This window comes from Neobacillus niacini (genome assembly GCF_030817695.1).
GTDB classification, from domain to species: Bacteria; Bacillota; Bacilli; order Bacillales; family Cytobacillaceae; genus Neobacillus; species Neobacillus niacini_F.
On record NZ_JAUSZQ010000003.1, the window covers coordinates 580,434 to 601,077 of the forward strand.

At 37.7% G+C, this 20,644-nt stretch carries 22 protein-coding genes; 18 read left to right on the forward strand and 4 right to left on the reverse strand.

Annotation, left to right across the window (positions count from 1 at the left end):
- Window positions 1–10 precede the first annotated feature (10 nt).
- The 3 genes from QFZ28_RS26330 to QFZ28_RS26340 are packed head-to-tail and all read right to left on the reverse strand — an operon-like array spanning window position 11 to window position 1,956.
- Window positions 11–400, reverse strand: coding sequence for a DUF350 domain-containing protein (locus QFZ28_RS26330; RefSeq protein ID WP_307197585.1), 390 nt, complete (start codon window positions 398–400; stop codon window positions 11–13).
- Window positions 394–1,629, reverse strand: a complete 1,236-nt coding sequence (locus QFZ28_RS26335) for a glutathionylspermidine synthase family protein (protein ID WP_307197586.1) — start codon at window positions 1,627–1,629, stop codon at window positions 394–396. The genes QFZ28_RS26330 and QFZ28_RS26335 overlap by 7 nt, the downstream gene beginning before the upstream one ends.
- A 6-nt stretch (window positions 1,630–1,635) precedes the next feature.
- Window positions 1,636–1,956 (reverse strand): hypothetical protein, encoded by a 321-nt coding sequence (locus QFZ28_RS26340; RefSeq protein ID WP_307197587.1) that lies wholly within the window; start codon window positions 1,954–1,956, stop codon window positions 1,636–1,638.
- A gap of 95 nt (window positions 1,957–2,051) precedes the next feature.
- Between QFZ28_RS26340 and QFZ28_RS26345 the strand changes: the two genes are divergently transcribed.
- The 16 genes from QFZ28_RS26345 (at window position 2,052) to QFZ28_RS26420 (ending at window position 16,485) form a co-directional block, all read left to right on the forward strand.
- Entirely contained in the window at window positions 2,052–2,501 is a 450-nt protein-coding gene (locus QFZ28_RS26345) for a hypothetical protein (protein WP_307197588.1), read from the forward strand.
- Between the two features lie 319 nt (window positions 2,502–2,820).
- Window positions 2,821–4,236: an amino acid permease gene (locus QFZ28_RS26350; RefSeq protein ID WP_307197589.1), complete on the forward strand. Its 1,416-nt coding sequence runs from the start codon at window positions 2,821–2,823 to the stop codon at window positions 4,234–4,236.
- Window positions 4,237–4,422: 186 nt separating this feature from the next.
- Window positions 4,423–5,676 carry an ATP-binding protein gene (locus QFZ28_RS26355; RefSeq protein ID WP_307197590.1) on the forward strand — a complete coding sequence of 418 codons (1,254 nt, stop codon included), beginning with the start codon at window positions 4,423–4,425 and terminating at the stop codon, window positions 5,674–5,676.
- A 193-nt stretch (window positions 5,677–5,869) separates the two neighbouring features.
- Window positions 5,870–7,030, forward strand: coding sequence for an HD-GYP domain-containing protein (locus QFZ28_RS26360; RefSeq protein ID WP_307197591.1), 1,161 nt, complete (start codon window positions 5,870–5,872; stop codon window positions 7,028–7,030).
- A gap of 138 nt (window positions 7,031–7,168) precedes the next feature.
- Complete coding sequence (locus QFZ28_RS26365; protein WP_307197592.1) at window positions 7,169–8,350, forward strand: hypothetical protein; 1,182 nt, start codon at window positions 7,169–7,171, stop codon at window positions 8,348–8,350.
- Between the two features lie 149 nt (window positions 8,351–8,499).
- Window positions 8,500–9,582: a hypothetical protein gene (locus QFZ28_RS26370; protein ID WP_307197593.1), complete on the forward strand. Its 1,083-nt coding sequence runs from the start codon at window positions 8,500–8,502 to the stop codon at window positions 9,580–9,582.
- A complete protein-coding gene (locus tag QFZ28_RS26375) occupies window positions 9,569–11,737 on the forward strand; it encodes a molybdopterin oxidoreductase family protein (protein ID WP_307197594.1) in 2,169 nt (722 codons plus the stop codon). The genes QFZ28_RS26370 and QFZ28_RS26375 overlap by 14 nt, the downstream gene beginning before the upstream one ends.
- Window positions 11,738–12,298 (forward strand): 4Fe-4S dicluster domain-containing protein, encoded by a 561-nt coding sequence (locus QFZ28_RS26380; RefSeq protein ID WP_063253156.1) that lies wholly within the window; start codon window positions 11,738–11,740, stop codon window positions 12,296–12,298.
- 13 nt (window positions 12,299–12,311) lie between these two features.
- The gene (locus QFZ28_RS26385) at window positions 12,312–12,836 is read left to right on the forward strand and encodes a QcrA and Rieske domain-containing protein (protein ID WP_307197595.1); all 525 of its coding nucleotides are present in this window, start codon (window positions 12,312–12,314) and stop codon (window positions 12,834–12,836) included.
- The gene (locus tag QFZ28_RS26390; RefSeq protein ID WP_307197596.1) at window positions 12,826–13,017 is read left to right on the forward strand and encodes a hypothetical protein; all 192 of its coding nucleotides are present in this window, start codon (window positions 12,826–12,828) and stop codon (window positions 13,015–13,017) included. Before QFZ28_RS26385 ends, QFZ28_RS26390 begins: the two co-directional genes overlap by 11 nt.
- Window positions 13,010–13,321, forward strand: coding sequence for a hypothetical protein (locus QFZ28_RS26395; RefSeq protein ID WP_307197597.1), 312 nt, complete (start codon window positions 13,010–13,012; stop codon window positions 13,319–13,321). The genes QFZ28_RS26390 and QFZ28_RS26395 overlap by 8 nt, the downstream gene beginning before the upstream one ends.
- On the forward strand, window positions 13,308–13,580 hold the full coding sequence (locus QFZ28_RS26400) for a hypothetical protein (RefSeq protein ID WP_307197598.1): 273 nt from the start codon (window positions 13,308–13,310) through the stop codon (window positions 13,578–13,580). Before QFZ28_RS26395 ends, QFZ28_RS26400 begins: the two co-directional genes overlap by 14 nt.
- A gap of 40 nt (window positions 13,581–13,620) precedes the next feature.
- Window positions 13,621–14,274 (forward strand): sensor histidine kinase, encoded by a 654-nt coding sequence (locus tag QFZ28_RS26405; RefSeq protein WP_307197599.1) that lies wholly within the window; start codon window positions 13,621–13,623, stop codon window positions 14,272–14,274.
- 21 nt (window positions 14,275–14,295) lie between these two features.
- Window positions 14,296–14,949: a response regulator gene (locus QFZ28_RS26410; protein WP_307197600.1), complete on the forward strand. Its 654-nt coding sequence runs from the start codon at window positions 14,296–14,298 to the stop codon at window positions 14,947–14,949.
- 15 nt (window positions 14,950–14,964) lie between these two features.
- The gene (locus QFZ28_RS26415; RefSeq protein ID WP_307197601.1) at window positions 14,965–15,417 is read left to right on the forward strand and encodes a GAF domain-containing protein; all 453 of its coding nucleotides are present in this window, start codon (window positions 14,965–14,967) and stop codon (window positions 15,415–15,417) included.
- A gap of 12 nt (window positions 15,418–15,429) precedes the next feature.
- Window positions 15,430–16,485: a PAS domain-containing sensor histidine kinase gene (locus tag QFZ28_RS26420; RefSeq protein ID WP_307197602.1), complete on the forward strand. Its 1,056-nt coding sequence runs from the start codon at window positions 15,430–15,432 to the stop codon at window positions 16,483–16,485.
- Window positions 16,486–16,561: 76 nt separating this feature from the next.
- Here the strand turns inward: QFZ28_RS26420 and QFZ28_RS26425 are convergent, their stop codons facing one another.
- Entirely contained in the window at window positions 16,562–18,241 is a 1,680-nt protein-coding gene (locus QFZ28_RS26425; RefSeq protein ID WP_373428163.1) for a glutamine--tRNA ligase/YqeY domain fusion protein, read from the reverse strand.
- Window positions 18,242–18,376: 135 nt separating this feature from the next.
- On the opposite strand from QFZ28_RS26425, the gene QFZ28_RS26430 reads away from it, so the two are divergent.
- Both QFZ28_RS26430 and QFZ28_RS26435 read left to right on the forward strand, forming a co-directional pair.
- A complete protein-coding gene (locus QFZ28_RS26430; protein ID WP_307197768.1) occupies window positions 18,377–19,360 on the forward strand; it encodes a Gfo/Idh/MocA family protein in 984 nt (327 codons plus the stop codon).
- A gap of 179 nt (window positions 19,361–19,539) precedes the next feature.
- Complete coding sequence (locus QFZ28_RS26435) at window positions 19,540–20,553, forward strand: 4Fe-4S binding protein (protein WP_307197604.1); 1,014 nt, start codon at window positions 19,540–19,542, stop codon at window positions 20,551–20,553.
- Window positions 20,554–20,644 lie beyond the last annotated feature (91 nt).

The window sequence follows — 20,644 nt, forward strand, 5'->3', positions numbered from 1 at the left end:
ATGCGTTTTTTCAATATGTCAAACAACCTGCAATAACTATTCCAATCGATACGGACAATAATAGTAAAAAAAGACCAACGGCAGTGTTATTTTCTTCAATGCTCTGGGATACGTTAAAACGACGAGGTGTGAGCCATTCTGTAAGATAAAAGACAATAATCTGTGCTGCGATTCCAACTGCACCCCAAATGACCATATCTACTAGCGAGATGGAGTTAGCAAGTGCAGAATATAAAACAATGGCCAGCCCTAGAAGCCTTCCGCCAAGAACATAGCTTGCTGCTTTATTTCCTTTCGCCATTAAGGCGAATTCCTTCACCTTTGTGGTTATTTCCATTAAAAAGAGTCCAACGAGTAATAAAGCTAATGAAACAGCCAAATAGATTAAGAAATTTAACAATTAAATTCCTCCTTTTTTATTCCCACAGGTAAGTAATAAGATTCATTACCTGTGATTTTTCCGCCCGCACGTATTCCAATACTGCTTGGTTTTCCGGCGATTAGGAAAGAACCAAACACCATAGATAGTTCTTCGATCCCTTTTTCTGTTTCGAGTATAACAACAGGAAGAGGTACATATGATTGATAGACAGGCAGTTCGTTACGGTACGTCTGGAAGGGATTTTGAGAGTCTGCTTTGCTGGATGAATCCCAAATGGTAATAGTATCGCCTTCCCTGCCAAATGATGGTTTTTGGACATAGGCAGCAGTACCTGCAAAAGTTTCCGCTTCAAGATAGGTAGGAAGCATATATTTTTTTATCCAATCTCGTTCTTCCTTCGTATAAATTCCATCATTTTCTGCCAATCCCCATATCAGACATTGAATGGATTTGGGCTGAAGTAGAAATGCTGAAACAGGATTAACAATCGATAGTTTTCGGTCCTTAACAAGCTGTAATAATTCAACTCCTACAAGATCTCCTGTAGTTGGATCTCGATCCTCAACTAAATGTTCTAGAGGATAGGTCTGGCGGTATAAAACATCAATTGGTACACCATTAGAATCTAAAAGTGCATCGTCTGTAATCCGTAGGTCTGAAATGGGAAGGATTTGATTAGGAACTTTACATAATTGACTTAAATACAGCGTGGTATTCCAATCCTCCATATGGTCACGGTGGGCTGTGAACACCACATTAGGCGACTCATGGCCCTTTGCAGATTCAAGGACAGCCTTAGTAATACCTGAAGCAAGAAGTCGTTCTTGGTTTTCATTTGGATTACGGCAGCCGAATTCCGAGCACACTTCCCCGTTGATTTGGAAGCATTCTACGATAAAGGTAGGGGTGTCAGCATTAAACTCAAGCATCTTAACCCCATTGCTTGTTAAAACAAAATCAAATCGAGAAATGACGGTTTCAGGAAAAAGACTTTTCATCCGAAGAAATGGAAGACTTGCGGCAGGGTAACCAAGTTCAAGAAGCTGTTCGTCTTTAAGACTGCGCAGGAGAACTGCTGTTTTAAAAAATACCCTGCCCATCCGCTCCGTGGCTTCCTTCAAAAGTGAATGTGTCTGTTCTGAAATGCTATAAACATGATAAAGACTGTATTCGCCTCCATATAAGTTCGACCAAAATTCAGGGAATTTTGAGTAAAATTGCATGCGTGCCTTTGTGTACGTGGACATGTGTGATTAACCTCCAAATCCACCTTTAGAACCGCTCCCAAATCCTCCCTTAAAGCTAGAGGAAGACTTATATGACTTGTAAGCAGACGAATTTAATAGTGCTGATCTACTACTGTAAAACAACCCCCCATAAAAGAAATGGCCATAGTAACTTGACCGAGTATCATCACATTGCCAAACTCCTTCGTCATCATCCCATTCCCAATCAGAACAGTCCGTGTCTTCTGGTACTGGGGGTAAGTCCTGTGCCTGTGAACAACCGGCAAGGGTGGTACCAGCAACAAGAGAAGTAAGAACGCCAGTGATTAACCATTGGGTTTTCTTCACCTTCCCAACTCCTTTTTTAGTTATAATTACATTATAAAAGTAAATTTCAGGAAAACAATGGTAAGATAAAAAGAAAAGGAAATGAGGGATGGAAAATGAGGTTGGAGTATCGACTTGATGATGAGATTAAACAATATCCTGCCTTGTGGAATTATCAAAATATTTCTCCTGTTGAAGCGGTGGCAAGAATGACCTGCGAATTCTTCGTAAAAGAAGGAGAGACATATGCAGTTAAGGCTACCGCAATGGACCCGGATGGAACGGCAGTTTTGTATATAACAAGAGAAAGCTATACCAATGATTCCTCCGATAAAATCTATTCCCACATTGGTTTTGAAATCAGGGAATTGAAGGGTACAACATCTACATTACTTGAAGGAAAAGATGTTTGGGAACATGAGGAGATATTGGCAACGCTGCATTCCGACTTCATCTACCTTCAAAAGAACGGAAAGTTTATGGAGTTTGAACTTGATTCAAGGGAGATTGACGAGGATCGAAGATGTTACGTTTTTTATGGAACATTTTCTGGTAAAAATCGATAAAAAATTACAAGAAATTTGTTAATGATTGAAGGAGTCAATATTTGATATAAGTTAAGCGAAGCTAGCCAACTTTAAAGGGGGTTAGCTTTTTTTGTTGTAGGAAGGGACTAAACTCAATATACCTAAATGTTTTATTAATATAGTTACGTAAAAAGTTAAAAATAACTATAGGTGTAATTAATCATTGGCATTATTAGGAAAATGATTAATTTTTCAAAATATATTGCTTTGTTAATAAATTAATTATATTATACCGATATACATTTTATAGAACAACATTTTCAGAACATTTTGATTTTTGGTAGTGGAGGTAATAAACATGAGTTTATTTAGGAAAAAATCAATTTCAACTTTAATTAAGGAAGTTGGACAAAAAGATATAACCCTGAAGAAAGAATTAGGTGCATTTGATTTAACCATGTTGGGGATCGGTGCGATTATTGGAACAGGAATATTTGTTCTAACTGGAGTTGCAGCGGCCGAGCATGCAGGGCCAGCGCTAATCATTTCATTCATATTGTCAGGACTTGCCTGCGTATTTGCAGCCCTGTGCTATGCGGAATTTGCTTCAGCCGTACCGGTATCCGGCAGTGCCTATACCTACAGTTACGCTACCTTTGGGGAACTAATTGCTTGGATGTTAGGCTGGGTTTTAATCCTTGAATATGGGCTTGCATCATCTGCAGTTGCTAGCGGTTGGTCTGGTTATTTTCAAGGGCTTCTTTCAGGGTTTGGAATTCATCTTCCAAAAGCTATTTCGAGTGCTTATGATCCGGCAAATGGAACCTATGTTGACGTTTCAGCTATTGCGATAATCTTTTTTATCACAATGCTTTTGACACAAGGAGTTAAAAAGTCTGCTCGTCTTAACACGATCATGGTTGTTATTAAAATTGCTGTAGTATTATTATTTATTGCAGTTGGTGTTTGGTATGTAGAACCAGCGAATTGGACTCCGTTTATGCCTTTTGGTTTCTCAGGAGTTGTAACAGGCGCCGCAACAGTTTTCTTTGCCTATATTGGCTTTGATGCAGTTGCAACAGCGGCAGAAGAAGTGAAAAATCCACAAAAGAACATGCCAATTGGAATTATTGCTTCGTTAATCGTTTGTACGATTTTGTATATTACTGTATCTGCAATCTTAACAGGAATAGTTCCTTATACAGAACTTGGAGTAAAAAATCCAGTGGCATTTGCACTTAATTACATTAACCAGGATTGGGTGGCTGGCTTTATTTCATTAGGAGCAATCACAGGAATTACAACCGTGTTACTTGTAATGGTTTATGGACAATCCAGGCTGTTTTATGCAATCTCTCGTGATGGTTTATTGCCAAAGGTGTTTTCAAAGGTAGATAAAAAGAAACAAACACCGATTGTCAATCAGTGGATTACCTGTGTGTTAGTAGCATTTTTTGCAGGTGTCTTACCGTTAAATAAACTTGCGGAACTAGTGAACATCGGAACACTATTTGCTTTTATGACAGTTTCTATTGGGATTTTATATCTACGTAGAAATAAGCAGGCACCTACTACAGGCTTCCGTGTACCTTTTGTTCCATTGATTCCAATTTTAGCATTCTTATTCTGTGGATATTTAGCACTCCAGCTTCCAGCCACTACATGGAAAAGCTTTGGTGTATGGCTTGTAATTGGTTTGTTGGTGTATTTTGGATATGGACGTAGACATTCGAGGTTAAATGAAAAGGAAGAAATCATCAAGAAAGTAAGCTAACTCAATACTGCTAAATGTGTAAAAAGGACTTGGATTAATTCAAGTCCTTTTTATATATTTGGGAAGAATTTTGTCGAATTTCATCGAATTTCCAAAAAAAATAAAAGGATTTTTCTTGGAAAGATGGTAAAATGGTAGAGATAATTTGAATTTTATTCTACACGTATACCTAAAGGAGTAACAGAAATGAAAGTAAGTACCACGAGCCCTAGATTAATATTAGAAGAGAAAAAAGCGATAATTTTGTTTTTGGGCTTATTTTATACATTTTATATCATATATGAATTTATCTATTTCTATTTATTTCCTAATCCTTCTGGCGGCAGTGTTATAGCCAATAAACCGAATGAGGGGTTGGGCCTATGGGTTTATTTGATTATTTTTGGTTTGATTCCTATATCTGTTTTTTTTATTAAAAAAGGGAATCCCTATATTATTAAATATTTCTATATATATAGCTTTTTGTTTTTAGATTTATTTCATAATATAATTATTTATTTGGGAACGAACAAACCATTTTCTGCAGGTCATATTGTTGAAGTGTTATTTATTCTTTTCTCCCCCATTTTCATTAATAAAAGGTATTTCTGGACTGTGTCTTTAGGAATGGTATTGAAATACATCATATTCTTAATAGTGTTACAGGATACACGAATAATTTTTCCTATGATTATTTATATTATTATTTGTGTTATAGCTTTCATTATTTTAATACGGTTTTATTCGTATATCGGTTCTCTTATTGAAGTGCATGAAGAACTTAGACGGAAAGAAAAGCTTGCCGTAATTGGCCAAATGGCAGCAGGTATTGGTCATGAAATACGCAACCCTCTTTCTTCACTAAAAGGGTTTACGCAGCTGCAACAGGAAAGATATCCAAATACGAATGATTTTTATCCAATCATGATACAAGAAATTGATCGAATTAATTCTATTGTTAACGATTTGATGTATCTTGGAAAGCCAAAGGAAATTAAATTCAATAAAGCTAACATTGAAGAAATCATTGCTTATACGTTATCGATCACTCAACAACAAGCGGAAAGACAAGGCGTAACGGTAGAGACAAAAATCGCAGGACCATTACCTCCATTAGATTGTGATTCTTTTCAGTTGAAGCAAGTATTTATTAACTTAATTAAAAATGCGATTGAATCAATGCCAAATGGTGGAAGAATAACAATAGATGTGAAGGTATTAAAGGGTAAAAAGATGAATATTTCAATCCAAGATGAGGGTTGCGGAATAGATGAGAAAAGCATTCCTAATATAGGAGAACCTTTCTATACTACTAAAACTGAAGGAACAGGTCTTGGTTTAATGGTCTCAAACCAAATTATTCAAGATCACCATGGAGAAATTGCTATTGAAAGCATTCTTGAAAAAGGCACATTAGTTAGTTTAACATTTCCTTTATCTCATCCAAATGGACTAAAATAGTTCTATAATTATACAAAAGTCATTAAAATATTATGTTACAACGTTTATATCAATAGGATATAATGTAGAGGAATATAGAAAGTCGAATGTAATTTGTAAAAATATGTTTTTTTTTAGGGGAAAAAGGGCTAGTATAATCATCCCTATATAGATGACTTTTTTATGCACTTGTGTTAGGAACCGGGAGGATTTTATGATACCGTATGAAGAAAAACAAACTCTTAAATGGTACTTATTAATATCCTATATTTTATTAATAGGCTATGATGTTTTTTACTATTACATTGCACCTGCTATTATTGTGGATAAAGAAAGGGGATTTCCAAGCCATTTTTGGTATCTCACATATGTAGTATTGATTGTTCTTATTCCAGTAGCTCTATACTTAAGTAAGGTTCATAAGCAAGATCTTATTAAATATGTATTTATCATTAGCTACTTATGCGCATCATTTCTTGCTGATATTTTGTCCTTTTTTCATAATGAAGCACTCTTTAAAAGTGGGAATGTAGTGGAGGTATTTTTAATTTTAACATTGCCTCTATTCTTAAACACAAAATACTTTTGGTTAGTTAGTTTAGGAGTAACTATCAAATATATCCTAACAGGTGCTATTTTAACTACATCCCTTGTTATCATGCCAATAATTCTAATTGCTATCTTATCAGTAATGTCCTTCTTTTTGTTAGCTCGTTTTCAAGGGTATGTTCGGTCCCTTAGCAATTCCTATGATAATCAATTAGAAGGAATTGTAAAAGGAGTAATTGCAACAATTGAACTGAAGGATCCATATACAAGAGGACACAGTGAACGTGTGGCGAAATATGCATTAGAATTAGCGACTGAAATAGGGAAATTTACAAAGGAAGAACAAAAATCTTTTTATTATGCATGTTTGCTTCATGATATAGGAAAAGTGAATATTCCGGATCAGATCCTTATGAAACCAGGAAAACTAACAAATGAAGAATTTGACATTATTAAATCTCACCCTGTTGTTGGTGCGGAAGCTGTTAAGAATGTGGAAGGTATAAGTGATAATATTGACGTTATTAGATATCATCATGAACGCTGGGATGGAAAAGGATATCCCGATCAATTAAAGGGAGAAGAAATACCTTTACTTGCTAGAGTTTCCTCTGTTGCAGATGCTTTTGACGCTATGACTTCATCAAGATCTTATCGTAAAGCTATGCCTGTTGACGAAGCATACCGACGTATTCTTGAAGGGAAAGGTTCTCAGTTTGACCCTACGTTAGTAGAAGCTTTCAAAAGAATATACCCAACATGGGTTACCATTCATAAAGAATATCCTTGGAAAAAAAAACAACAAGTACCTAGGGGGGTGGAATAATGCTAATCCGCAAGCTAAAGAAGGTCAAAACAACTTGCTGGTGGTGTCATTTCTGGGGAATTTAAATTAAAGTGAAGGGTGCAAGCGAAAGCTATGCATCCTTCTTTTATAATAAATCCTAGTAGGATCGGTGTATAAATGAACATAACACTTCACTCGCGAATTAAATTAGTTCCTATCAAAATTCGCAAGGATAAGAAACATTATATAGTTGAAGATAAGCTATCGAGTGAGTTTTATGAAATGCCAGAGGTATGTATAGATGCCATTAACTTGATTAATCAGAGTGAAAGGCTAGAAGAGATTGAAAGGGTACTTAAGGAGAAGTTCAAAGAGGAAGAAGTAAATTTACTTGATTTTGCAGAACAGCTTCTAGAGCTAGATTTAATAGACAGTATTGACGATATGAAAGTTGAAAAACAGCAAAATCAAAAAGATAAAATGGGATTTTTATGGATTTCGCCAAAAGTAGGGAAATTTTTTTTTAATAAGTTTACACTCCCATTATATGGTGCAATATTTATTTTAAATATTGTCATTTTTATTATGAATCCTTCTTTATTTCCACATCGTGAGGACATATTTGTTTTTGACATAATGGTAGGTAATGTATTTTTATGGTTATCTTTTGCATTCCTTTTTGTCCTATTCCATGAGCTTGGCCACATTTTGGCTCTAAGAGCACAAAACCTCCCCACGAAATTGGAGGTTTCTCACCGGATGTTTTTTATTGTCCTAACAACGGATATGTCTTCTGTATGGAAACTAACATCTAAAGAACGGAATATACTTTTTCTAGGTGGACTTAGTTTTGATTCGATCCTCCTCTTTGTTTCTCTTATTTTACAATTGTTGTTTCCTAACGGTCACTGGGTTTTAATTGGGTTAATGCACCTTGCTGTTTTTGATGTCGTATTAAGGATGTTGTTTCAATGTTGTATCTACATGAAAACGGATCTATATTTTGTTTTTGAAAATGTATCTGGCTGTTACAACCTAATGGAAAATGCTAAGCAAACCTTTAGACAGAAGTTTTTACTTTTTAAATCAAAATCATCGGAAGAAGTTGTCTTTTCGGGTGAAAGTAAGATTGTTTTTATTTATTCTCTCTTCTATTTTCTTGGGGTTATATTAACGGTTGTCCTATATTTTATGTATTATATTCCAGAAGTCATCTATGCAGCTAAAAAGCTGCTACCTGGATTTCAACAACCGCCAACAAGCTTGCTATTCTGGGATGCACTCGTTTTCTCATTGCAGGTCAGTATTTTTATTTTCTTACTTCTTTATTCTTGGCGTAAAAAGTACATCCAGAACTAATATGTGACAAGACTTTGTCTAAAATTAAAATTCTAAGGGTTTTTTCCCCGACAGATGGGGGAGTTCCCCTATATAGATAACACTAACGAATTTCTTACAATAAGAGTAAGAAAACTCGTTAGTGTTATTTTTTTTAGGAGGAGCTCAGAATGCAGACTAATACGTCAACTAATAAAAAAACAGGCCGCTCGATCGATCATGCGTTTGCGTCCAAATTTGCTAAATCAGTATTTTTAACAGTATCTGCTATCGTTATTCTATCTTTTATTGCAACGAGAATGTTCACCCATGTTGATTTAAATTTGTATGGATATATGGTAGGAACGATTGTTTTTATCGGAGGATTTTTCTACCGCTTTATCGCATGGGGTGAGAGACCGCCAACCAAAATCTTCATTAAAAAAGGTTTAAGGCTATTAAAAAGAAAAAGCACCCCTAAAACGGCTGTTAATCATCTTGCCATCTATGAATTTATTAAAAACCGCGGCTTGTACCGCTGGGTGCAGCATATTTTAATCGGCTGGGGCTGTGTACTTGCTTGTTTGGTTACCTTCCCGCTCGTGTTTGGCTGGATGTACTTCACAATGGATGAGAACGGCTACTACACCATCGTCTTAATGGGAATGAACTTGATGGAGGTAAAAGCGGATGGAATCATTGCTTGGTTCTCCTACAATGCCTTAAATATCGCAGCGATTATGGTGACAGCGGGTGTTTGTATGGCTTTACGCCGCCGTTTAAAAAACATGCAGGCAAGAGCAGAACAAAAGTTTATCTACGACTTCCTGCCACTTTATTTATTGTTATTTATTTCAATCACAGGTCTTTTATTAACCGTTCAAAATGTATTTTTACATGGCTGGATGCAACCGCAAATGTCATTAATTCACCAGTTTTCAGTCATTGTCACGTTAATTTATTTACCATTTGGAAAACTCGCTCATATACCTTTCCGTCCGGTAAGTGTATTTGCTAGGAACTACCGTGAGCACTACGCAGAGCAGGAAGAGAAAAAGTGTAAGGTTTGTGGAGATCATTTCGTATCTGTTGAACAGTCAAATGATGTTATTCAAGTTTTGGGAGTCAATGCGATCGAATTTAACATGGAAGATGGCTTTAATCTTGCTGAATTGTGCCTGCCATGCCGTAGAAAATATCGAATTTCAAGATTCTCAGGAATCGCAACGCACCAATTGAAAGTCAAGGAGGCAAATCAGAATGCAAAGGGATAAATTTTTTAAAGAAATAGAAAATGTTATTCATCCGAATGAAACGCTTGTTAAAACACATTGCAGCTACTGTGGTATGCAATGCGGGATGAATTTACGTGTAAATACAAAAACAAATAAAATCATCGGGGTTGAGCCTCGTTATGATTGGCCGGTAACTGTTGGAAAGATGTGTCCAAAAGGGGTTACTGCTTATCAGCAAACCAACCATGATGATCGTATATTAAAACCGTTAATCAGAGATGATGCTTCTCTTAAAGGAACAAAAGAAGGCTTCCGTGAAGCGACTTGGGACGAGGCATATAATTTAATCGTGAAAAATTTCCAACAGCTTCAACGTAATTATGGTAAGGATTCACTGAGTGTTTATAGCGGTGTATCGATGACAAATGAAAAGTGTTATTTAACTGGAAAGTTTGCACGTGTTGGCTTACAAACACGTTACATTGATTACAATGGCCGTTTTTGTATGGCAAGTGCTGCCGGTGGATTTATGAGATCATTTGGAGTTGACAGGGGGTCAACCCTTCCTTGGACAGATATTCATGAAACAGATTGCTTGTTCATTGCGGGAAGCAATACAGCAGAGTGTCACCCTACATCCATGTTCCGTGTATGGGCTGTTCAAGAACGCGGCGGTTATTTAATTGTCGCCGATCCTCGGGAAACGCCAATTGCAAGAAGAGCGGATGTCCACTTAGATTTAAGACCGGGTACAGACCTGGCGCTTGCAAACGGAATTTTAAATCTTTTGATTCAAAATGGTCATGTAGATGAGGAATTTGTTAACAACCATACAAACGGATTTGAAGAAACAAAGGAACTAGTGAAAGAATTCACGCCAGAATATACAAGCGAACTTACAGGTGTTGCGCCAGAGAAAATTATTCTTGCTGCTGAAATTTACGGAAAAGCACCAAATGCGATCGTCATGTTTGCCCGCGGAATTGAGCAGCAGGTTAAAGGTGTAGATAATGTTTCTGGATATACGAACATGGCATTGATAACTGGAAAAATCGGCCGTCCTAAAGCAGGTGTCGCTACTTTTACAGGTCAAGGTAATGGTCAAGGCGGACGTGAACACGGTCAAAAAGCCGACGCACTTCCAGGTTACCGTAAAATTGCTAATCCTGAGCACGTGAAGGCAGTTGCGAAGGTTTGGGGAATTGAACCAGAAGAAATGCCAAAAGAGGGCGTTTCTGCTTATGAAATGTTTGGATTAATGGAGCAAAAGATTATCCGAGGATTGTACTTATTATGCTCGAATCCAGCCGTTTCTGCTCCAAACTTAAATTACGTACGTGAACAGTTAAAAAATCTTGATTTCATGGTATGTTCTGATTTCTACCTGTCAGAATCAGCAGAATTTGCGGATGTTATTCTTCCAACTACAACATGGTCTGAAGATGAGGGAACCGTTACAAATCTTGAAGGTCGTTGTATAAAAATTAACAAGGCACAAGAACCGCTTGGGGAATCTAAACCAGATTGGCAAATTCAAGTTGAATTATGTGAACGTCTTGGCAGAGGCAAATACTTCTCCCATTTAAAAACAGCGAAAGATGTTGGTGATGAATTCCGTTTAGCTTCAAAAGGTGGCTATGCAGATTACTACGGAATTACCTGGGATAAAATTGAAAAACAAGACGGTGTTTTCTGGCCATGTAAAGATGAAAATGACCCTGGGACACCACATATGTTCTTAGATAAAAAATTCTATCATCCAGATGGAAAAGCAAAAATTTGTGCACTTCCATACCGTCCGCCAGCGGAAGAGCCTGATGAAGAATATCCATTACGTTTAACAACAGGACGTGTAGTTTATCACTATTTATCTGGGAACCAAACTAGAAGAATCAACTTCTTACGCGATATGTGTCCTGAGCCGTACGTAGAAGTACACCCAGAAACAGCTGAAAAATATAACATTAAACATGAAGAATTTGTTCGCCTCTTTACACGCAGAGGAGAAGCTGAATATAAAGTGAAAATCACGGAGGCAATCCGTAAAGATACGGTATTTGTGCCATATCATTTTGGGCACGATAAATCTATTAATCTCTTAACCATTGGCGCATTAGATCCAATGTCAAGGATGCCAGAATTCAAAGCGTGCGCAGCTCAGATTGAAAAACTAGAACTAAAGAAGGTGCAGTAAATGAAAAAGAGGCTATATTTAGAACTTGAAAACTGTATAGGCTGCCGCTCTTGTTTGGCTGCATGTACACAGTGCGGCGGGCATGAGGAGCGCAACCGTAACTATGTATACGATGTTAACCCGCTTGTTAACCGTCAGACGATGCCTCTTATGTGCCTTCACTGCGTGAATCCTGCATGTGCGAGAAGCTGTCCGGCTCAAGCAATCCAAATTCATGAAACAGGAGCCGTTCTTTCGGCTTTAGTGGAGAAATGCATTGGCTGTCAAAACTGTACGATTGCCTGTCCATACGGAATTCCAAAATTCGATACCGAGCAAAATTTAATGTATAAGTGCGATCTCTGTATCGACCGTACAAAGGACGGAATTCCTCCGATGTGTGCGAGTGTATGTCCATCTAATACATTACAGTGGTTAACAGATGAAGAAATTGAAGCAAAGCAAAAGCAGTTTAATTTAGATAATGGTAAATGGGTAACAAGTATGCCTTATTTGGAAGGCGAAACAAATGTTAGAGTGAATCTCCCTGGTATCTTGCAGGGTGTCACGAAATTGTTTTAGGAGGGATTAACTCATGACAGATAAAAATAATAAAATCCCATTCAATGAAGATAACTATACACATAATATAAACCGCAACAATGAAAGGAAACTGGACCGCCGCGGATTTATGAAGACTTTAGTCGGTGCAGCTGGTGTATTCGCTGTTTCCTCACTTCCATGGGGAGCAGTTGCCGCAAAAGAACTGATTGGTTTAGGAGATAAGAAATATCCGAAACAAAAAATTACCGATGTAAAATCAATTCCTGTCGGTGATTCAGTTGATTTTCATTTCCCTGGTGAGCATGATAGTGCGATTTTAATTAGGCTATCCGAAAATAAATATGTGGCCTATCAAAATGCCTGTACACATCTCCGCTGCCCGGTTTTTTGGAAAAAGGATGAGGGTGAAATGCTTTGCCCATGTCACCACGGCAAATTTGATGTCGAAACAGGTGCACCTACTGCAGGACCGCCTAGAAGACCGCTTCCTGAAATCTATGTAAAAGTTGAAAACGGCCAAGTTTATGCCGTGGGGGTGAAACGATATGAAGCGTAGTTACCTTCCTGTTGCCCTCCTTCTTGCTGTGCTAATGCTGAATATTATCATTACACAATATATGGTCCATCAGTATTTTTACCAAAATTATGTAAATACCATCGTGGCCGCGGTCATGAATGTCGTATTATTTCCACTTGCGTTTCTCATCTATAAAAAAGGTGTGAATGTTAATGACTAGTGAAACGTATCTTGATTTTTGTTTTATGCGAGGGCAATCAGGTGGATTTTCCATTGAAATAGATGAAATATTAAAAGAGATATTTGGAAAGAAACGTTTAAATTGGTTTCTCGAGGAAAAGACCATTGAGGGTGCGGAGATGGTGATTGCCGAAGTAAAAGGGATGAGTAATTGGACTTCAGAAGAGGAAACGATTCTTTTCCTTGAGGAAAATGCAGGCGATAAGTTTTGGGAATATCTTCAAGGCTATAAAATGTTTATCTACCCCGTAAAGAGAGGGTGTAATAGCTGTGGAACCCATTAATCTAGAGAAACTGCAGGGATTTGTCGGGGCTTCTGTTGAAGTAAGTGTTCATGACCAACAGGGTGGAGATCAAGCACCAGCTATAAATAAGAAGATAGAAAAAATAGAGTATTGTCCTGACCGTACGCATATCCGCTTCTATTTTGATCGTTTCAATTTTATAGCTGTTCCGCTTGCCAGCGATATGGCTCAATCCAAGACGTTGTTTTCTGCGTCCGGCACTGAAAGTGGTTTAACCTACACATTTAGAATCATTTAGTTTATCAATGTCATAGAAAAGGGGTAAAGGAGGGAAAGTAATGGAGTACTCCGCACAAAGAAACCAAATTGGTTCCTATATCATTCAAACCCAGGAGGAGGAAATTAAGCGAATTTCCTTGGAACTTCATGAAGGTGTAGGACAAAACTTATTCAGCATTCTGACGGGGTTAAAATTGGTTGAATCCGGGATTAACGGGGAACATTATAAAAATTATTTACATGAAATGACTCAGCTGATTGAGAAAACAATGCAGGAAATTCGATTACTTTCTGTTGAACTATACCCTCCTGCCCTTACTACTCTTGGATTACTTCCAGCCATAAAGAGTTATATTAAGGTTTACACTTCTACTTTTGGAATCTTAGTTGAGCTTTCCTCCACAGGAGAAGAAAAGCATATTATAGAACAAAAAAGTATTGCGGTGTTCCGGGTTTGTCAGGAGGCGCTTGCAAACATTGCCAAATATGCTGATACATCGAATGTAAAGATGGAATTGACTTGGAGTAACAGTGAATTAAAAATTACTATTTTCGATTTCGGCAGAGGCTTTCAAAAAGAATATCTAGAAAAGAACCCTTATGCACTTGGAATTGCTACAATGAAGGAGAGAATGCTTCTAACTGGCGGACAGTGTGAAATTTCCTCTAAAATAGGAGAAGGTACGTCTATTGAAATATCTCTTCCTATTTAGGGAGCAAAGGGGAGTTGCCATTTGATCAAAATCTTATTAGTTGATGACCATGCTGTGGTAAGAAGCGGATTAAAGATGCTGTTAAATACAAATCCTGAGATGGAAGTGATCGGAGAAGCTTCTGAAGGAAATGAAGGAATCAAAAAGGCGTTAAAGCTTAAACCAAATGTAGTTGTAATGGATTTAAGCATGCCGCATGGTAAAGATGGTTTAACAGCGACCGGAGAATTAAAAAAGCAAATGCCTGAAGTTAATATCCTCATTTTAACGATGCATGATGATGAGGAATACTTATTCCGCGCAGTTCAGGCTGGAGCCTCTGGCTGTATTTTAAAAAGTGCTCCACATGATGAGTTAATGTCTGCAATCGAATCCGTTGCTAACGGTAATGCCTACCTCCATCCTGCTGCAACAAAGCGATTAATGGAAGAATACCTGGGCAGCCTCAAACATGGCAGTAATGATACCTATAATCTTTTATCAGATCGAGAAAAAGAAGTCCTTACACTTATTGCAAAAGGATATTCTAATAAAGAAATTGCTGAACAATTAGTGATCAGCGTAAAAACGGTGGAAACCCATAAAGGAAACCTAATGGAAAAACTGCAGATGAAAACGAGACCGGAATTGGTCGCATTTGCTGTTAAAAAGGGGTTATTAGGTTATGGTATTTAAGGAGTATTTTCAAGGATGACCGAAATTAAGGGAATATCACGGGTAAATGAAGTCTGTGAGGGATTAAGGAAAAGAAAATGCTGTGAATTTGTGGCTTTAGCACTTCAAAATGAGGTAGGACCTGATGTAAGGTGGCATTATGCTTCAGGTAATTTAAATGATAAATATAAAAGAATCACCGTCCGGTTTGGAAAAGGTATTGCTGGGAAAATTATTTCAAGCGGCAGTCCAATGATGCTAATAGATTTTCCGAATGATATTTATGGAAAGGTTACAGATCATCCTATTATGCTTGCAGAGAAACTTGTTTCCTGCTATGCGGTGCCTTTATTTTTTAATTCCTTACCAAAAGGTGTACTGCTAGTTGGAAAAAGGGAAACATACACATTCTCCGAAGACGATCAAGAAATGGTTCAGGATGCTGCCTTGGAATTAGAGCAGATATTACAAAACCAGATAATAGGCTAAAGGAGGATATGTATGGACAGAGACCGGCAGCAGAGCGAGTTTGCAAACCTTGAGTTAGAATTAAAAAAATCAATGCAGGAATTGATCGATATAAAGTTTGCTCTAGATGAATCTTCGATTGTGGCAATAACAGATTCAAAGGGTACAATTACATATATTAATGATCAATTTAGCCAAATATCTAAGTATTCAAAAGAAGAACTTCTAGGTCAGGATCACCGAATATTGAATTCCGGGTACCACTCAAACCGTTTTTTTAAAGAAATGTGGAAAACAATTGGATCGGGGAAGGTTTGGAAGGGCGAAATATGCAACCGTGCGAAAGATGGAACATTTTACTGGGTCGATACCACCATTGTTCCGTTTATGACTGATAAGGGAAAACCATATCAATATTTAGCAATCCGCTATGAAATTACCGAACGAAAGCGGGTAGAACAAGAATTGCAAAAAATGATGACAACGATTATCGATGTTCAGGAGGAAGAACGAAAGCGTTTGTCCCGGAACTTACATGACGGAATCGGTCAAAATTTATATTGTCATCTCATTACTATCAATCGACTGCTATCTGAAATAGATCATCCTCTGCTGAATCAAATGCAGAAAGAAGCCACCCAACTTATTGAGGAAATACGAGATATTTCATGGGAACTACGTCCTTCTGTATTAGATGATCTCGGACTTGTTCCTGCAATCCGCTCTTTTCTGTCTCGTTTTTCAGAAAACTATCATATCGATGTTTTTTTCGAGTGCGTACTCAATCGTCGCTTAGACATCAGCATTGAAATAACGATTTATCGTATCATACAAGAAGCATTAACGAATATTCGCAAGTATGCGGAAGTTTCCGATGCAAGTGTCACAATTAGAGAATCTGATGAAATTGTTAGGGTGATGATTGAGGATAAAGGAAAAGGATTTGAACTGGATTCCCAAACCCGTGGTGTGGGTTTATTTAGTATGGATGAAAGAGCACGGGCTGTTGGCGGAGAACTTACAATCAACTCTTTACCGGGTAAGGGAACAAGGATCATTCTAGAAGTCCCATCAACCCCGAAACAATAAAAATAGAACCAAGCATTCATGCCTGGTTCTATTTTTATTATCTAGCTTCAGCGCTTAAGCGTTAAAGCATTTCTAACTATATTTTAAATGAACTTTTTAAGGATACAATTCGGTTAAAGACCAGCTTATCAACGGTAGTATGTTTAGGATCTACATTGAAATAACCATGTCTAAAGAATTGAAATTTATCATGCGGCATACTTTCTCTCATATTAGGCTCAACAAATCCCTGTAATACAACAAGTGAATCTGGATTTACCTTGTCGAGGAAAGTCTTTTCCTCCTCCGCATTCTCCTCTTCCGTACTATCAAGAATCAATGGTTCGTATAAACGAAATTCTGCAGCAACAGAATTGTTAGCTTCCACCCAATGAATGGTGCCCTTTACTTTACGGCCGGTAAAGCCTGTGCCACTTTTGGTTAGTGGGTCATAGGTACAGCGCAGTTCAACTACTTCTCCGTTAATATCCTTAATTACCTCTTCACACTTAATAAAATAAGCGTGTTTTAGGCGAACTTCATTACCAGGGAAGAGGCGGAAATATTTAGCCGGAGGATTTTCCATGAAATCGTCTTTTTCAATATAAATCTCACGTGAAAATGGAATTTTCCTCATGCCCATTTCTGGAACCTCAGGATTAATCTCGGCGTCAAGTAACTCAATTTGACCTTCTGGATAATTCGTAATGACGACTTTTAAAGGATTTAGAATTCCCATTGTCCGCGGTGCCTTTAGCTTTAGGTCTTCTCTGACAAAGTGTTCGAGCATTTGAGAATCAACAGCTCCCGAACCTTTCGATACACCTGTTTCGCGGACAAAATTACGGATGGATTCAGGGGTAAATCCTTTGCGTCTCATGCCGGAAATAGTTGGCATCCGCGGGTCGTCCCAGCCGTCAACAAACCCTTCGTCAACGAGCTGCTTCAGTTTACGCTTGCTCATTACCGTGTTGGTCACGTTTAAGCGGCCAAATTCAATTTGCTGCGGCTTACTTGCCATTTCGCATTGTTCCACTACCCAGTTATAAAGTGGACGTTGGTCTTCAAACTCAACCGTACAAATGGAATGGGTGACGTCTTCAATCGCATCCTCTAGAGGGTGTGCAAATGCATACATCGGATAGATACACCACTTATCACCCGTGTTATGGTGTGTAGCGTGAGAAATTCGATAAATAACAGGATCACGTAAATTGATATTAGGAGACTTCATATCAATTTTGGCGCGAAGAACTTTTTCTCCATTTGCAAATTCTCCGTTGCGCATCCGTTGAAATAAATCTAGATTTTCCTCAATGGAACGATCACGATAAGGGCTTTCTTTACCAGGAGAGGTCAATGTACCGCGGTATTCACGAATTTCGTCAGCGGACAGGTCATCGACATATGCCAATCCCTTTTTTATTAAGAGCACTGCACGTTTGTACATTTCTTCAAAATAATCAGAAGCAAAGAATAAGTTATCCCACTCAAATCCAAGCCATTTCACATCTTCTTTAATCGAGTTTACATATTCGACATCTTCCTTTAACGGATTGGTGTCATCAAATCGTAAGTTGGTTTTTCCGTTAAATTCATCCGCCAATCCAAAGTTAATGATAATCGATTTAGCATGGCCGATATGTAAATATCCATTTGGCTCTGGAGGGAAACGAGTGATAATTTTATCATGCTTACCTGATTCCAAATCCTTGATCATAACATCTTTTATAAAATTAGAACCTAGATTGTCCACTCTATTCAACCTCTCTTTCATCTATATATACTACATATATAAATAACATAAATATTGATATTTTTCCATTGTACCCAACTAATGTGAAATTGGCAAAAAGAAAGCAAAAAGGCTACAATAAATGCTTATAGAGGGAATGAAAGGGGATATTATATGATTAATTTAGGTACAGTAGGAACTGGGTGGATTACAGCGTCCTTTATCGAGGCAGCAAAACTGAGCGGGAAACTAAAGTTAACGGCGGTCTATTCCCGGACAGAAGAAAAGGCAAAAGAACTTGCCGATACATATAACGCAGCACACTATTATTCTAATCTAGAGGAAATGGCAAAAAGCTCTGAAATTAAGGCTGTTTACATAGCTTCACCCAATTCAGTCCATTTCGAACAAGCACTTACTTTTTTAAAAAATAAAAAGCATGTTATTTGTGAAAAACCGATATTTTCAAATTCTGCCGAACTAGAAAAGGCGTATAAAACGGCTGAGGAGAATGGGGTTTATTTATTTGAAGCCATACGAAATATTCACACTCCTAACTTTCGGATACTAAAGGAAAAAATTCATCTGGCAGGCAATCTAAGAAGTGCCATGCTTCCCTATATACAGTATTCATCTAGATACGATGCATTTTTAAGAGGAGAGAACCCAAATATTTTCTCTAGTACTTTTTCAGGCGGCGCCCTGGTTGATTTAGGGGTTTATCCGCTTTATTTGGCTGTTGGGCTATTTGGGGAACCAAAGAAGGTTACTTATCAACCAGTTATCCTTTCAAGCGGTATCGATGGCAGCGGTACCCTGGTATTAGAGTATCAAGACTTTATCTGTACAATTCTATGTTCTAAGATATCTCATTCGATCATGCCATGTGAAATCCATGGAGAAAAGGGTACCTTCGTCCTCGAGGATGCGGCACCGATAACCGAAATAAAATTCATCGACAGCCACACAAAAGAGAGCGAAATCTTTAGCGTTGCTCAAGAAGATAAAGACATGGTCTATGAATGCATAAATATCGCCGAGATTATTGAAACAAAAGACGTTCATCAATATGAGAAGTTAAAGGAAATGAGTAAGATTGTGCTAAGAGTAACCGAAGAAGCAAGGAAAAAGAACAATATAGTATTTGGAGTAGAACGCTAGACTTTGTAGATAAATTTTAATAGTGTGTAGATATCTAAAAAATAAACAAAACAATTTTGTCTGTTTTAAGAATACGGTTGTGAATTCTTTATGAAAACGTTATTCTTGATGACTTTTATCACATACCCCAATTTCCTTCGTTCCTTATATTAAGGGTGAAGAAGATTGGAGGAATCGCAATGAAGTCGATGAACTGGTACAAGAAACAGTTGAAAAGAAAGCCGGTTCAAATAACACGATACGTAGTTCAAGGGATATTCTTGTTATTTTTACTATATGTCGGTGTCCGTTTTTATCAATTTTATATGCATTTTGAAACCCTTGGGGCAACACCTTTTGTTGAGAGACCAGCTGCAGTGGAAGGATTCCTGCCGATTAGTGCCCTAATGGCCTTAAAGGTTTGGCTTGCTACTGGAGATTTTGATGCCATTCATCCTGCAGGACTTGTTTTGTTAAGTTTTTTTGTTGGCGGTGCTGTCATTTTCCGAAGATCTTTTTGCAGCTGGATTTGTCCCATTGGAACATTCAGTGAGTGGATTGCAAGATTAGGGAAAAAACTGTTTAAAAGAAACTTCGAAGTACCCACATGGCTCGTTTGGCTGCTAACCCCCATTAAATACTTATTATTGCTGTTTTTCTTAGGGATGGTTATCGCCATCCCTACTTATGGTGCGATTGCTTTTCTCAATGAGCCATATAACAAAATCTCTGATATAAAAATGCTGACATTTTTCTTAGATATCAGTGGTTTTGGCTTAGGGTTTCTTATCATAATGTTTATGCTTTCCCTATTCTATAGGAACTTCTGGTGCCGATTCCTTTGCCCATATGGAGCGTTCATCGGGTTGGGCTCGATATTTAGAATATCAAAGGTCAGTAGAAATGAAGAGACCTGTACAAACTGTGAAATGTGCACCAAGGTATGCCCCTCAAGAGTAAAAGTGCACAAGGTCGAAACGGTAAATAACTTAAATTGTACGGCATGTATGGCCTGTGTAGAAGCATGTCCAGTGAAGGACACCTTGAACATGACCGTTGCAAATAAAAAGGTAAGTAAATGGTTTATACCAGTGTCATTCTTTGTGGCCTTCTTCTTAATTATCGGCTTTGCAAAACTAACAGGGCACTGGGAAACCTTCATCAGCTATGAGGAATGGAAAATCCTCATACCAGAAGCAAAATATATAGATTAATAGGCAAAAAGCTCAGAGAGCTGCAACAAATTATGTTTTTATATAATCAATTTCGTAAGAATCTATTTTCAAGCATTTGTGCGAAAATAGA